The organism is Thioclava sp. ES.031, from assembly GCF_002563775.1.
GTDB lineage: Bacteria > Pseudomonadota > Alphaproteobacteria > Rhodobacterales > Rhodobacteraceae > Thioclava.
The window spans coordinates 2,770,651-2,783,908 of sequence record NZ_PDJO01000001.1 but is presented as its reverse complement, the minus strand read 5'-3'; the positions used below and the strand labels follow the sequence as shown (position 1 = coordinate 2,783,908).

The following is a 13,258-nucleotide window of genomic DNA, read 5'->3' as shown; positions in this document are numbered from 1 at the left end:
CCAAAGGCGGCAAAAGGAGCGGAAATTGGACCTGATCGTCGGCAATAAGAAGGTGACCCCGAAAGCCACGCGCCGGATTCCCGGTGGCATCGAGGCCGAGCTGGTGGGCGAGGAACTGACCTCGCTGATCGACGCGACCTTCACCGGCATCGAGATCGCCTGCCTCGGCGGCGACCTCGATCACCACGCGCTCGACGTGACCGATATCCGCATGGCCGGTAGCGCGACGACCGTCACGCTGATGACTGCGCGCGAGATGGCGCTGCACTGAGCGCCGCGCGCGAAAACGAGATCCGGGGCGGGTGCGCTCGCCCCAGACGCTGAGAAGGCCCAGGCAAAACGACGATAAGCTCGGGCGGTCAACGAATGAGCCTGATCGGCGAAACTGGCCCTCTCCAACCCCCCGGAGAGGGCCGCATTATTTCTTGGGGGGAGGGCAAGGACGGGCTCTGGTCATTTGCGCAGCCTCGCGTCACGATATGCGCAGTGGCCCGAGGGGGCCGAGGATCGAAACCCGCAACCGGAAGGACCGCAGATGACCGCATCCGGACCGACAGTCTCCTTCACCCAGATGAAAGACGGCACCCGCGAGGATTACGAACTGCTCGAAGAGCTGGAAAAGCCCTTCCTTGCAGGCACGGCGGACCGGCTGTTGCGCGAATTGGCCGCACAGGCGGAGGAGACGCTGTCGGGCTACCAGATCACGCGGCTCGAACACGGGCTGCAGGCGGCAACGCGGGCGCGGCGCGACGGGGCGGATCTCGACTGGGTCGTGGCGGCGCTGCTGCACGATATCGGCGACCGGCTCGCCCCGCAGAACCACGACCGGATGGCCGCCGAAATCCTGCGCCCCTATGTCCGCGAGGAGGTCTCGTGGGTGGTGGAGCATCACGGCATCTTCCAGATCGCCTATTACGGCCATCACTACGGCTGGGACCCGGAAGAGCGGCAGAAGTTCAAGGATCATCCCTGTTACAACAGCTGCGAGCAATTCTGCGAGCGCTGGGATCAGTCGAGCTTCGATCCGGCCTATCCGATGGACCCGCTGGAGAGCTTCGTCGAGGATGTCCGCACGGTATTTGCCCGCAAGGCCTATGCGCCCGAAGTGTTGCGCGCGGGCGAGGTTCACGGCCTGCCAGACCCGGCCTGAGCGGGCCGGCGTCGCATCGGCCACATCGGTCCTCTCCCGCTTTTTGTCGCAGGTGGAGAGATTTTTCTGGCGATAACACGCGTGTGAGAGTACGGGCATGACCCATGAGCGATACCTTGCCCCCGTGCCCCGAATGCAACTCGTCCTTCACTTACGAGATGGACGCCCTCCTGATCTGTCCCGAATGCGGCCATGAATGGTCGGCCTCGGGTGACGCGGATGCGCCCGCCGAGGTGCGCGACGCGGTCGGCAACGTGCTGAACGACGGCGACACGGTGACCGTGATCAAGGACCTCAAGGTGAAGGGCTCCTCCTCGGTCGTGAAGGTCGGCACCAAGGTGCGCGGCATTCGTCTCGTGGACGGCGATCACGACATCGACTGCAAGGTGCCCGGCATCGGTCAGATGGGGCTGAAGTCGCAATTCGTGAAAAAGGTTTCCGAGTAAGCCTGCTCACTGTCGGGTGGCGACCCAGCTGCCCCTGCACCCGTCGACGTTTTCATAATTCCCCACGAGGCGCCCTTTGACGAGGTGCCCCTTGAGCGAGCCGACAGAGCGTGTCCGGAAGTAGAAATTCCCGACGATCCGGTCGGCTCCGATGACATGCCCGGAAATCCTGTAGGATGCTCCGTAGGTGTTGGTGGCGTAGCCCGAAAGCCGGCCGTCCTGGATGCGTATCCCGCCATAGCCCGGCGTGCAGGGGCGATCCATCACTTGCATGGTCTGGGGGGTGTACCTTCCGACCCAGTGCCCATCGAGCGGGCTTGGCCGCCCGTCGGGTGGCTCTGGAACGCAGGCTGCGAGCGCGATCAGGGTCACACCTGCGAGGGTCGCGGTGGCGGCCCTGCGTGTGAGTGTCGTCATCTTCGTCATCGAACTGTCCTCCCCGATTGGCGCTGCCTGCGTTCACTCGATCCCGACGATCATCGTGAAGGGGGCCGGGGCGTCGCCGATATTGTAGACCGTGATCCGGTTCTCGCCGTTCAGCCAGAGCTGCCCGCGATAGTCGCGCCTGCCGCCGCGGCTCTCGTATAGAAGCTCGCCATCCGGGGTGAAGATGTTGAAATGCACCGCAGGCGAGCCGGTCTGTAGCTGTGCCGTCAGGAATTGCTTTTCCCGCGCGCCGAGCCGGTAATTGACCGCTGCTCCGGGGGCGAGGGTCGATCTCAGCACCGCGCCGCTCGTGCCGGGGGCGAACTGGACCTGCTGATCGCGCGTCTCGGGTTCGACCCTGCGCGGCGGTGGGGCAGCGCCTTCGCGCAGGTAGCGTCCGGCGACCCAGCCGGTCAGAGAGCCTTCGGTTGCCGCAACATTGCACCAGCGCTGACCCTCGGACATGCGGCAACCCATGTTGCGCAGGATCGCCCCCTCGGGGAACCGCCCGATGATCGTAGCTCCGGTCGAGGGCCCCGCGCGCAGGTTCAGCGGATCGTTGATATCGCCAGTCTGGACCTGCCAGAAATCCGGCCCGCCCTGCAGCCCGTCGGCATAGTCGCCCTGCACGATCGCGCCGGTCGCCCCGGTGATCCCGATCCGGATCTCGAAATTCGCGACCTCGTCGCGCCGCGCCGCCGAGCGCATCATGTATACCGAAATCTTGTAGGTCCCCGAGCTGGGCAGCGTGCCGGTATAGTGATTGATCTCGGGCGTGAACTGGCTGTTCATGATCGCCTGATCTCCGGGCTCCGTTCCGGGGCCGTAGAGGTTGAAATAGGTGGCGGTGTGGTTCGTGGACAGCTTGATATCGATCGTCTGACCGGCCTCGGCGCCGATCGTGTAGATCACGCTGTCATAGCCCTTGATGCGATCGCTCAGAACCGCGTTATCCGCTCCGGCTGCGAAATAGACCGGAACCTCGCGCATCTCTTCCGCCAGAACGGGCGCCCCAAGGCTGAGCGCCGCGACGAAGACATATCCCAGAAGCCGGTTCATACCGATCCTCCCCCTTGGTGTATGGCGCGCGTCTTGGGGGAGTATAGCACGAAAATCACGCACAGGCGCGAGTTCAGGCAGTGCTGGTTTGCGGGCGTCCGAAATAGGCCCGCAGATGGGGCAGGGCGGCAAGGTGCACCGCGATCAGGATCAGCGCGATCGGCCAGATCACCAGCGCGCCGGGCGCGGCAAGTGTGATCACCGGGATCGCGATCAACACGAGCGCGGTCGTCAGCGCGGCGCGGCCAACCTGAGGCAGCGCCATGACCCGCGACAGCCGCCAGAGCGCCACGCCAAGACCGATCGCCTCGCCCGCGACCCCGAGCCAGATCACCGGCACGACCGAACCGGTCTCGATCAGCGCCCAATAACTCAACGGGAGAACCGCGATCCGGGGCAGGTTCCCCCAAAAGCCGTTATCGGTCTGCCCCGCCGAGAGCGCGACCGTGCTCGGCCCGTTCTTGATCGCGCGGAGCGCATTCATCAGCGCGAAGGGGATCAGGAGCGGCAGGAGGCTCGCATATTTCGCCCCCAGAAGGGCCGTGACGACGAGCGGTCCGATCAGGACCGTGCCCAGCAACAGGATCGATCCGGTGAGGAACATCCCCTCGAAGGTCGCCCCGGCAAGCTGGCGATGCGCGAGGGCGTCCGCACGGCCATGTGCGGCCGAGAGTTTCGGCAGAAAGAGGTTCTGCACCGATTTCGCGCCGATCAGCGTGGGCGTCAGCGTCAGCGTCATGCCCATCGCGAAGACCGCCAGCGCCTCCATCCCCGCCAGCCGCCCGACGATGATCTTGTCGCCCTGAAAGACCAGATACATCAGGGCCGCATTGGCCAGAAGCGGCGCGCCGAAACGCAGGTTCGCGCGCATCTCGGCGCGGTCGAGGCGCAGGCGGTAGCGGCGCTCGGCCATCAGGTGCGAGACCAGAACGCCGAGGGCTGCGTGCAGCAGGATCGCCCAAAGCGCCACCTGCCAGCCGTCGAAGAGGCGCGAGAGCGGCCAGATCGCGATCAGCGCGGCCAGTGCGGGCAGGGCGCCCGTCAGCAGCATCGGGCGATAGTGGCCCCTGCGCTGGGCGCGGTGGATGTCGAAATGCTGCGCCGCCGTCAGGAGCGGCACCAGCGCGAGCCAGCGATAGGCAGGGGCGGCCTCTGGGATAGTGAGGAAGCCGGCGATCGGCCCGGCCAGCACGAACAGCGCCGCCGCCGCGATCACGCCGCGCAGCAGTTGGAAACCTTGCAGTGCCGCCTGAAACGCCGGGTCGTCGCCGCGCTTCGACTGCACGATCTGCTGCTGCAGCCCCAGCGTCGAGCCCATCTCGATCACCGCCATCACCATCGCGAAGGTCGCGGCCACGCCGTAATCGGCGACCGGGATCAGCCGCGCGATCGCGAGGTTGCGCGCGAGCATCAGCGCCGAGGTGGCGGCGTTCCCGCTGAGGATGAGGATCGCGGTGCGAAGCATGTACTGTCCGATATGGCGCGGGGTTTGGCCGCCCGCGCATGTTTTGCGCCCATAATCCCGCCCGAGGGGCCGTCGGGTCAAGCGCGCTGTGGCGGCTGTGGCTTGATGGCCACGTCACGCGCGGCGACCGACCCAGCCAAGCCTTGCCAGATTCACGGCTTTGCTGTTCAACTCCTTGAAAAACCAGATCGGCCGAGCATGACCCATCACAGCCCCATTTCGACGCCTTCGAGCGATGCGCTCGCCCATGTCGCGGCGGGCGATCTCTGCGCGGGCTGCGGGCTATGCGCCGGGGTCGCGCCGGATGAGATCGCGATGGCGCCCGATGCGCGCGGCTTCCTGCGCCCGGTGCAAAGCGCCGAGATCAGCGCCCGTGCCGAGACCGCGATTGCCGCGTGCTGCCCGGGCTTGGGCCAGAGCGCGCAGCGCGTCGCGCCCGGAGAGGAACCGCTCTGGGGGCGCTTTGCCGAGATGAAAGCGGGCCATGCCACCGACGCGGACCTGCGCCATGCGGGCGCGTCGGGCGGGGCGCTCTCGGCGCTGGCGCTGCATCTGCTGCAATCGGGCCGCGTCGATGCCATCGCCCAGATCGAACCCGATCCCGAGAACCCGATTGGCAACCGGATGCGGCTGAGCACCACGCGCGACGAGGTTCTGGGGGCGGCGGGCTCGCGCTATGCGCCCTCGGCCCCGTTGGCCGATCTGTCGGCGCTGATCGCGGATGGGCGGCGCTTCGCGGTGATCGGCAAGCCTTGCGATGCGGTGGCTTTGCGGGCGCTGGTCGCGCGGGACCCGAAACTCGCACGGACGTTCCCGGTGATCCTGTCCTTCTTCTGCGCGGGCGTTCCCAGCGCGGAGGGCGCGCGGGAGTTGCTGGCGGAGATGGGCGCGCCCGAGGATCAACTGGCGGGCCTGCGCTATCGCGGCAATGGCTGGCCGGGCAAGACGGTGGCCGCGCTGCACGATGGCTCCACCCGCGAGACGAGCTATCACGCGGCCTGGGGCGGGGTGCTCTCGCGCCATGTCCAGCACCGCTGCAAGATTTGCGCCGATGGCACCGGCGTCGCCGCCGATCTGGTCTGCGCCGATGCGTGGGAGGCCGACGATGCGGGCTATCCGCTGTTCGAGGAGGCGCCGGGGCGCAGCCTGATCGTGGCGCGCACGCGGCTTGGCGCGGAGATTCTGCGTGAGGCCGAGGCGGCGGAGGCGGTCGAGACTGCACCGTTCGATGTGGCGGAATTGGCCGCGATCCAGCCCGGTCAGCGCGAACGTCGCCGTGCCCTTTTCGCGCGCCTTGCGGCGCTCAAACTGATGGCCCGCCCGATCCCGCGCTACGAGGGGATGAACCTGCGCGCCTGCGCATTGCAAAACCCGGTCACGCGGAACCTGCGCAATTTCGCGGGCACGGTCCGACGTGTGTTGCGGGGCCGAAAATGAGCCGCACGCTGCGCGTCTGCCTGATCTTCCACTCGACGCGCTCGGACAATCTTGGCGTCGGCGCGCTGACCGTGTCGGAGATCGCGCTGCTGCGCGATCTTGCCGCCAAAGCGGGACGCGAGATCACGATCACCGTGCTCGACTGGAAGGACCGGCGCGCGCCCTATGTGGCAGGCGATGACTTGCGGCTGATCGAGGTGGATGGCGCGTTTCTGAAGTCCCCCAAAGGGTTGTGGGCCGAAGTTAAGGCAGCCGATCTGGTGATCGACATTGGCGGCGGCGACAGTTTCGCGGATATCTACGGGGCCTCGCGGCTGGTGAAGATGTTCTGGATGAAGTTCGCCACCCATCTCGCGGGCACGCCTCTGGTGGTCGCGCCGCAGACCGTGGGGCCCTTCACCAAGGGCTGGTCGAAGCGGCTGGCGCGGATGAGCCTCAACCGCTCAGCTTTGGTGGCGGTGCGCGACGAACGCTCGCGCGCGGCGCTGGACGATCTGGGCTATCGTGGCGCACCGGTTCTGGCCTCCGATCTGGCGCTGCGGCTGCCCTATGACCCGCCCGCGCCGCGTGATGGTGGGCCGGTGCGCGTCGGGGTCAACGTCTCGGGGCTGTTGATGGCGGGGGGCTATCACGGGGGCAATGATTTCGGGATGGCGCTGGATTATCCCGCGCTGATCTCGCGCGCGATCGACTGGTTCAAGGGGCAGGGGGCCGAGGTCCATCTGGTCCCGCATGTGATCGTGCCCGAAGGCCCGATGGTGATCGAGGATGACCTGCGCGCCTGTGAGACGCTGGCAGCCGAGCATGACGTGATCTGCGCGCCCGCCTTCGCGAGCCCGTCCGAGGCGAAGAGCTATATCGCGGGGCTCGATTTCTTCACCGGGGCGCGGATGCATGCCTGTATCGCGGCGTTTTCCGCGGGCGTCGCGGTGGTGCCGCTCGCCTATAGTCGCAAATTCGCGGGGCTGTTCGGCGCGCTGGGATATGACCACACGGTCGATGCGACTTCGGCAGATTCCGATGCGGTGATGGCGGCGCTGGAACAGGGTTTTGCCAATCGCGAGACGCTTGCGGCAGAGGCGAAGGCGGCGCTGGCGCGCGGGATCGACCGGCTTGCGGCCTATGATGCGGCGCTGCTTGAGTTGATGGAGGTGCTGTGATGGCCGAGGCCGCGATCATCATCCCGCATTTCAACGATGTCACGCGGCTCATGCGCTGCCTCGAGACGCTTGCGCCGCAGCTGGATGCACGGTGCGAGCTGCTCGTGGTCGATAATGGCTCGACCGATGATCTGGGCCCCGTCCGCGCCGCCTATCCCGACCTTCGGATCGTGACCGAGACCAAGAAGGGCGCGGCAGAGGCCCGCAATCGCGGCGTGGCGGAGACGACAGCGGCGCGGCTGTTCTTCATCGACAGCGACTGCGTGGCAGACCCGGACTGGATCGCGACCGCCTTCGCCGTGGCCGGGCAGGGCGATCTGGTCGGCGGGCATGTCTTCGTGTTCGACGAGACCCCGCGACCACGTTCCGGTGCGGAGGCGTTCGAGACCGTCTTCGCCTTCGATTTTCGCCGCTATATCGAGGAGAAAGGGTTCTCCGGCACCGGCAACCTGCTGACCCGGCGCGATGTCTACGAGGCCACCGGCCCCTTCATCGCGGGGCTGTCGGAGGATCTCGACTGGTGCCGCCGGGCGACCGCGAAGGGCTATTCGCTGATCTATGCGGACGGGCTGCGCGTGGGCCATCCGTCACGGCAGGACTGGGCGGCGCTGTCGCGCAAATGGCGGCGGCTGACCGAAGAAGGCTTCGGCGTGAATGGATCAAACCTGCCCGCGCGGCTGCGCTGGGGGGCAAAGGCGCTCTTGATGCTCGTCTCGATCCTAGCACATCTGCCCAAGGTGCTGCGCCATCCCGAACTGCGCGACGCGACCGAGCGGTGGCGCGCCGTGGCGACGCTCGCGAGACTGCGGCTCGCACGGATGGGCTGGATGCTGCGGCAGGCGGTTTTCGGGCGGCTTTAGCGGCGCGAAGGCCACAATGGCGATGTGCAAAGTTTCATCTGGGTTAAAGCGCTTGCCGCGTTCATCTTCCTCACGCTAGCGTGACGGCAAGATATCAGAGCCGCAAAAAGCGGCCCGGAACAGGCAGGCAGCGATGGAGCAGATCGCATTCACCACGAGGCATGCAGCCCGCGTCGGACGGCGTGGGCTTCTGGCCGTCGGTCTTCTCGTGCTCGGGGCGTGGCCCGCACTGGCGCGCGACTGGCAGGTCTCGGATACGGCCGGGCTGGCGCGGATCGAGGCCAAGCTGGCGCCGGGCGACACGGTTCTGATCGCGCCGGGCGACTATGACGCGCTCGATCTGCGGGGGCTGACGGGGCGCGAGGACGCGCCGATCACCTTCCGCTCTGCCGATCCGGACAACCGGGCGGTGATCGCGCAGATGAGCCTGCGGGAAGTCAGCCATGTCGTGATCGACGCCGTGACCTTCGATTACCGTTACACCGAGGGCGACCGGTCCAATATCCGCCCGTTTCAGGTCTTCACCACGCGCGATCTGACGATCCGCAACGCGCTGTTCGATGGAGACCTCGCCCCCGCCGATCCCGAGCTGATCGAGCAGGGGCCGCTGCCCACGGCCTTTGGCCTCGCCGTGCGTGCCTCGACCGCGATCACGGTCGAACGCTCCGAGTTTCGTCGCTTTTACCGTGGCGCGATCTTCACCGACTGCACCGATCTGGTGGTGGTCGCCAACGACATCCATGACATGCGGATGGACGGGCTGAACTTCGCCCAGATCGAACGCGCAGAGATCGCAAACAACCACATTCACGATTTTCGCCGTGCCGTCGCCTCGGGCGATCATGCCGACATGATCCAGTTCTGGACCGCCGGCACCGAACGGCCCAGCCGCGACATCGCGATCACGAACAACCTGCTCAATTCCGGCGAGGGCGGCTTCACCCAGTCGATCCTGATGCGCAACGAGCTGGTCGATCGCGGCAAGGCGGGCGCGGAGATGTTCTACCGAAATGTCGAGATCAGCGGGAACGTCATCATCAACGCCCATCTGCACGGGATCACGGTGGGCGAGGCGGAGGGCGTGAAAATCGCCAACAACACGCTCATCCATGACGTCTATTCCGAGGGCGAGAAACGCGATCCGGTTCTCTGGATTCCGCAGATCCGCGTCGCGCGCGACGCTCGCGCCGTCGAGATCGCCCGCAATGCGGTGAGCGAGATCGCAGGCCCGGCGGGGCAGCCCGACTGGAAGCTCCGCGACAACCTGCTGATCCAGGACATCACGCCGCAGCGGGCGAGCTATTACGACCAGCTCTTCGTTGCCGCGCGCACCGGTGCGCCGCGTGAGATCATGAATTACGCCTATCTTCCGGGTGGGGCCTTGGCCGGGAGCGGGATCGGCGCGCCGATGCTCGATATCCTCGGCGGTCCGGAGGCGCTCCAGCCGATCATGCGGTTCGCGCGCAGCGAAGGCGGCGGCACCACGCTGCAATTCGACGCGCGCGAGAGTGTGCTGCCCGAGGGGGTGGACCCTGCCGAGGTCGCCTATCGCTGGGGGATCGACGGGCAGACCAGCCTCGACGGCGCGCAGGTGCCGGTGGGCTTTCGCATGCCGGGGCGGCACAAGGTGACGCTGTCGCTGACGCTGCCCGATGGGCGGAGCGCGCAGAGCAGCGGCTATGTCATGGTCCGCGACGACCGTATCCTCAGCTATGACCCCGAGCTGGGTCGTCTGATCTCGCATGCCGGGGCGCAGCCGGAGGCGCTCGACTCGATCCCGCTCAGCCCCGGTGCGCTGGAATTCGGGTTGGGCGGCGGGGCCGTGGTGATCCCGCGCGAGATGGTCGCGCCGCTCTACGGGGCGGATCGCTTCGCCCTGCATATGAAGCTGCGCGCGGTGGGCGATTACAAATCCGCCGGAGAGCTGTTGCGCCTTCATCAGTCGCTGATCGTGCGGGTGACCGGGCGCGGCACGTTCGAGGTCGAGTTCTGGCCCGAGAGCGGGCAGCGGCTGTTCCTGCGCACCAAGCGCGTGCCGATCTATGACGGCAAGTGGCACGACATCACCTTCCGCTATTCCTCCGAGGATAGCCTGTTCGAGGTGCTTTCGGGCGAGGAGGTGATCGGCAAGGGCACCGTGTCGGGGCGGCTCAAGCCGATGGAATACTGGGGCCTCGCGCTGGGCAATCCTTTCGGGAAGGGCAGCTTCCACGGCGAGCTTGAGGCGCTGGACCTGACCGCGAGCCGCCCGGCGGTGAGCGGGGCGATGCGCTGATGCGCGCCGGGGCGATTGGCAGTGCCACGCCGCAACGTGCGCGCCCGACAAGCCGCGCGGGCGGGCGAAATCGTATCGCAGAGACCGCCGCGCTCGCGACCGCGAAACTGCCGTGGCCGGTCTTGCTGTTCGTGCTGTCGATCCTGCTGCCCTTCAAGTTCAACCTCGGCCCGCTTGCGATCACCGGAAGCCGCCTCGTGTTGATGGCCTTCATCCTGCCCGCCTTCGCGCGGGTCTTCAGCGGGCGGGCAGGGCGGATACTGCCGGTCGATTGGCTGTTCCTGTTCCATGCGCTGTGGCTGTCGGTCGCGCTGGCCGTCAACAATCCCGACCGGGTGATCCAGCAGGCGGGCTCTGTCGGGCTGGAGGTTCTGGGCGGCTACCTGATCGGGCGCGCCTATATCCGCTCGCGCGAGGATTTCGCGGCGCTGGGCAAGGTACTGATCTGGTCGGTGCTGCTCCTCACGCCCTTCTCGCTTTACGAGACGAAGACCGGCACGACCCTGATCCCGACGCTGATCGACAAGCTGCCGGGGATGGGCACGATCACCTACAACTTTCAGGAGCCGCGCCTGGGGCTGGAACGTGTGCAGGGCCCCTTCGCGCATCCGATCCATTTCGGGCTCTATTGCTCGGTCGTCTTCGCCTTCGCCTTCGTGGCCTTCGACGGGATCAAGTCGCTCGGCTGGCGGGTGGTGGCGAGCGGGCTGATCCTGCTCAACGGCTTTCTCGCGCTCTCCTCGGGGGCGCTCCTGTCGCTACTGCTGCAGCTGGGGCTGATCGGCTGGTACGTCAGTTTCGTGCGGATCGAATGGCGCTGGTGGCTGCTGACGGGGCTCTTCGCCTTCGCCTATGTCACGGTCGATCTGCTGTCGAACCGCTCGCCGATCATGGTGTTTCTCAGCTACGCGACCTTCTCGGCCCATACCGCCTATTGGCGCACGATCATCTTTGACTGGGGGCTGAAGAATGTCTGGGCCAACCCGATCTTCGGCATCGGCCTGAACGACTGGGTGCGGCCGTGGTATATGTATTCCGGCTCGATGGATAATTTCTGGCTGGTGATGGCGGTGCGCTATGGCATCCCGGGCTTCCTGCTGGTCACGAGCGGCTATGTCTGGGGGCTGTTCAAGGTGATGTTCCGCGATTTCAGCGGCGATACGCGGATGCAGAATTTCCGCCGCTCCTGGGTGTTCACCTTTGCGGGCATGACCTTCACGCTCTGCACCGTCTATGTCTGGGAGTCGATCTACGCCTTCACCTTCTTCCTGTTCGGCGCGGGCATGTGGATGCTGACCGAGGCGGTGAAGGAACGGGCCGATGAACCCGAGGATGCGGCACGGCCTGAGCCGCGGGGCACCAGCTTCACGCGGTTTGCGCAGACGCATCGGCGGCGGGATTAACGCCCGATCTTCGCGCGGGCATCGGGGCTGAGCGCGGCCAGAACTGGCGCGGGCGGTGCCATCCCGAAGAAGCCCCGCAAGAGGGCTGCGGCTTCCGCCCCATGCCCCTGGGCGCGCAGCTGCGCGGCTTTCGCCAGCGACCACGCCGCACCGCCGATCAGCCCGGCGGGGAAATGGCGGCGCAGGAACATCGCCCGTGCCCGATGCTTGAAATATTGCGAGAACGGCGAGGCGACCGAGCCCATCCGCTGCGAGCCGATCGCCGTGCCCGCGACGTGATGAACGACCGCGCCGTCGCAATAGGAGATCGGCAGATCGCCCCGGCGCAGCGCCCAGTCGACCTCTTCGTAGTAAAGGAAATAGTCCTCCGTCATCGGCCCCGCGCGCTCGAGATGGGCGCGCGTCGCGACGAGGCTCGCGCCGGTGACGAAGTCGATGCGCGACGGGTCCGGGGCAGGGCTGTCGGCGGGGGCGAACTGGTTGAGGTTATGGGTGATCCCGGTGCGCCGGTCGATCACCCCGCCGTCGATCTGGATCGTGCCCGGATCATCGCCATAGACCACCCGATGCGCGATCATCGCGGCGCCTCGCGGTCCGGGATCGTGGGTGGCGAGAAGCGCCGGCGTCTCGGGCGGCACCACGCAATCGGGGTTGAGGAGCCAGAACCGGTCGAGCGCGGGATTGGCCGCGAGCCGCGCCAGCCCCAGATTGACGCCCGCAGCAAACCCGCCATTGGCCCCCGCCTCGATCAGCGCGATGCCTTCCTGACCCGCCTCCGCCGCGCCCATCAGATCGGGGACAGCCGCGCGGATCACCTCGACCGTGTCGTCGGGCGAGGCATTGTCGACCACCACCACATGCAGCGTCACGCCGGTCGCTGCCCGCAGCGAGGCGAGGCAGGCCGCGATCACGTCCGAGGACCGATAGGTGACGATGACGACACCCAGAGAAGGACCGGTGGCGGGATGCGGCTCGGCCATGTCGCTCGGGCTCAGGCCCCGCGCGAGAGGGCCGCGACCCCGGTGCGGGCCACTTCGGCCAGCCCCAGCGGGCGCATCAGATCGGCGAACGCGTCGATCTTCTCCGGCGTGCCGGTGATCTCGAAGACAAAGCTCTCCAGCGTCGAGTCGACCACATTGGCGCGGAAAATCTCGGCCAGACGCAGCGCCTCGATGCGCTTGTCGCCGGTGCCCGCGACCTTGATCAGCGCCAGTTCGCGCTCGACCGGGTAGCCCTCGACGGTGAGGTCCTTCACCTCGTGAACCGGCACGATCCGACCCAGCTGCGCCTTGATCTGGTCGATCACGTTCTCGGTGCCGCGGGTGACGACGGTGATCCGGCTGCGATGCCCCTTATGATCCACCTCGGCGACGGTCAGGCTGTCGATGTTGTAGCCCCGGCCCGAGAACAGCCCGATCACACGGGCCAGAACGCCCGCCTCGTTGTCGACGATCACGGCGAGCGTATGGCTGCGCTCGTGTTGGTCGTGGCTGTCGCGCAGGTCGTAAGCGGAATGGCTCGAGGAGCCTTTCTTGATCTTCAGAGCGGCCATTGCCTCTCTCCTTTTCTCTGTTCGG

At 66.7% G+C, this 13,258-nt stretch carries 13 protein-coding genes; 8 read left to right on the top strand and 5 right to left on the bottom strand.

Annotated elements, in window-relative coordinates; all coding sequences use genetic code 11:
• Positions 1–25: 25 nt before the first annotated feature.
• The 3 genes from AXZ77_RS13240 (at position 26) to AXZ77_RS13230 (ending at position 1,596) form a co-directional block, all read left to right on the top strand.
• Positions 26–271, top strand: a complete 246-nt coding sequence (locus AXZ77_RS13240) for a hypothetical protein (RefSeq protein ID WP_078601734.1) — start codon at positions 26–28, stop codon at positions 269–271.
• Positions 272–535: 264 nt separating this feature from the next.
• Complete coding sequence (locus tag AXZ77_RS13235; RefSeq protein WP_255266499.1) at positions 536–1,150, top strand: HD domain-containing protein; 615 nt, start codon at positions 536–538, stop codon at positions 1,148–1,150.
• 104 nt (positions 1,151–1,254) lie between these two features.
• Positions 1,255–1,596 (top strand): zinc ribbon domain-containing protein YjdM, encoded by a 342-nt coding sequence (locus AXZ77_RS13230; protein WP_075775641.1) that lies wholly within the window; start codon positions 1,255–1,257, stop codon positions 1,594–1,596.
• A 6-nt stretch (positions 1,597–1,602) separates the two neighbouring features.
• Here AXZ77_RS13230 and AXZ77_RS13225 read toward each other — a convergent pair whose 3' ends face one another.
• The 3 genes from AXZ77_RS13225 to AXZ77_RS13215 form a co-directional block, all read right to left on the bottom strand.
• Complete coding sequence (locus AXZ77_RS13225; protein WP_141536277.1) at positions 1,603–2,013, bottom strand: hypothetical protein; 411 nt, start codon at positions 2,011–2,013, stop codon at positions 1,603–1,605.
• A 42-nt stretch (positions 2,014–2,055) separates the two neighbouring features.
• On the bottom strand, positions 2,056–3,081 hold the full coding sequence (locus tag AXZ77_RS13220; RefSeq protein WP_098411510.1) for an SH3 domain-containing protein: 1,026 nt from the start codon (positions 3,079–3,081) through the stop codon (positions 2,056–2,058).
• A gap of 73 nt (positions 3,082–3,154) precedes the next feature.
• On the bottom strand, positions 3,155–4,546 hold the full coding sequence (locus AXZ77_RS13215) for an oligosaccharide flippase family protein (RefSeq protein WP_098411509.1): 1,392 nt from the start codon (positions 4,544–4,546) through the stop codon (positions 3,155–3,157).
• Between the two features lie 198 nt (positions 4,547–4,744).
• Here AXZ77_RS13215 and AXZ77_RS13210 point away from each other — a divergent pair, with 198 nt between their 5' ends.
• The 5 genes from AXZ77_RS13210 to AXZ77_RS13190 all read left to right on the top strand — a co-directional run bounded on the left by AXZ77_RS13210 (position 4,745) and on the right by AXZ77_RS13190 (position 11,681).
• Positions 4,745–5,983, top strand: coding sequence for a Coenzyme F420 hydrogenase/dehydrogenase, beta subunit C-terminal domain (locus AXZ77_RS13210; protein WP_098411508.1), 1,239 nt, complete (start codon positions 4,745–4,747; stop codon positions 5,981–5,983).
• Entirely contained in the window at positions 5,980–7,143 is a 1,164-nt protein-coding gene (locus AXZ77_RS13205; protein ID WP_098411507.1) for a polysaccharide pyruvyl transferase family protein, read from the top strand. Before AXZ77_RS13210 ends, AXZ77_RS13205 begins: the two co-directional genes overlap by 4 nt.
• Positions 7,143–8,003: a glycosyltransferase family 2 protein gene (locus AXZ77_RS13200; RefSeq protein WP_098411506.1), complete on the top strand. Its 861-nt coding sequence runs from the start codon at positions 7,143–7,145 to the stop codon at positions 8,001–8,003. Before AXZ77_RS13205 ends, AXZ77_RS13200 begins: the two co-directional genes overlap by 1 nt.
• Before the next feature lie 133 nt (positions 8,004–8,136).
• Entirely contained in the window at positions 8,137–10,278 is a 2,142-nt protein-coding gene (locus AXZ77_RS13195; RefSeq protein ID WP_098411505.1) for a right-handed parallel beta-helix repeat-containing protein, read from the top strand.
• Entirely contained in the window at positions 10,278–11,681 is a 1,404-nt protein-coding gene (locus AXZ77_RS13190; RefSeq protein WP_098411504.1) for an O-antigen ligase family protein, read from the top strand. The genes AXZ77_RS13195 and AXZ77_RS13190 overlap by 1 nt, the downstream gene beginning before the upstream one ends.
• On the opposite strand, the gene AXZ77_RS13185 is transcribed toward AXZ77_RS13190, so the two are convergent.
• On the bottom strand, positions 11,678–12,661 hold the full coding sequence (locus AXZ77_RS13185; protein ID WP_098411503.1) for a glycosyltransferase family 2 protein: 984 nt from the start codon (positions 12,659–12,661) through the stop codon (positions 11,678–11,680). The two genes, AXZ77_RS13190 and AXZ77_RS13185, sit on opposite strands and share 4 nt — an antisense overlap.
• An 11-nt stretch (positions 12,662–12,672) precedes the next feature.
• A complete protein-coding gene (gene ilvN, locus AXZ77_RS13180; protein ID WP_098411502.1) occupies positions 12,673–13,233 on the bottom strand; it encodes an acetolactate synthase small subunit in 561 nt (186 codons plus the stop codon).
• Between the last annotated feature and the right edge of the window lie 25 nt (positions 13,234–13,258).

What these genes read in the sequence shown, in the direction of transcription:
- AXZ77_RS13235 (WP_255266499.1), top strand. Translation starts at nt 536, where the DNA reads ATGACCGCATCCGGACCGACAGTCTCCTTCACCCAGATGAAAGACGGC.
- AXZ77_RS13230 (WP_075775641.1), top strand. Translation starts at nt 1,255, where the DNA reads ATGAGCGATACCTTGCCCCCGTGCCCCGAATGCAACTCGTCCTTCACT.
- AXZ77_RS13225 (WP_141536277.1), bottom strand. Translation starts at nt 2,013, where the DNA reads ATGACGACACTCACACGCAGGGCCGCCACCGCGACCCTCGCAGGTGTG.
- AXZ77_RS13220 (WP_098411510.1), bottom strand. Translation starts at nt 3,081, where the DNA reads ATGAACCGGCTTCTGGGATATGTCTTCGTCGCGGCGCTCAGCCTTGGG.
- AXZ77_RS13215 (WP_098411509.1), bottom strand. Translation starts at nt 4,546, where the DNA reads ATGCTTCGCACCGCGATCCTCATCCTCAGCGGGAACGCCGCCACCTCG.
- AXZ77_RS13210 (WP_098411508.1), top strand. Translation starts at nt 4,745, where the DNA reads ATGACCCATCACAGCCCCATTTCGACGCCTTCGAGCGATGCGCTCGCC.
- AXZ77_RS13205 (WP_098411507.1), top strand. Translation starts at nt 5,980, where the DNA reads ATGAGCCGCACGCTGCGCGTCTGCCTGATCTTCCACTCGACGCGCTCG.
- AXZ77_RS13200 (WP_098411506.1), top strand. Translation starts at nt 7,143, where the DNA reads ATGGCCGAGGCCGCGATCATCATCCCGCATTTCAACGATGTCACGCGG.
- AXZ77_RS13195 (WP_098411505.1), top strand. Translation starts at nt 8,137, where the DNA reads ATGGAGCAGATCGCATTCACCACGAGGCATGCAGCCCGCGTCGGACGG.
- AXZ77_RS13190 (WP_098411504.1), top strand. Translation starts at nt 10,278, where the DNA reads ATGCGCGCCGGGGCGATTGGCAGTGCCACGCCGCAACGTGCGCGCCCG.
- AXZ77_RS13185 (WP_098411503.1), bottom strand. Translation starts at nt 12,661, where the DNA reads ATGGCCGAGCCGCATCCCGCCACCGGTCCTTCTCTGGGTGTCGTCATC.
- ilvN (WP_098411502.1), bottom strand. Translation starts at nt 13,233, where the DNA reads ATGGCCGCTCTGAAGATCAAGAAAGGCTCCTCGAGCCATTCCGCTTAC.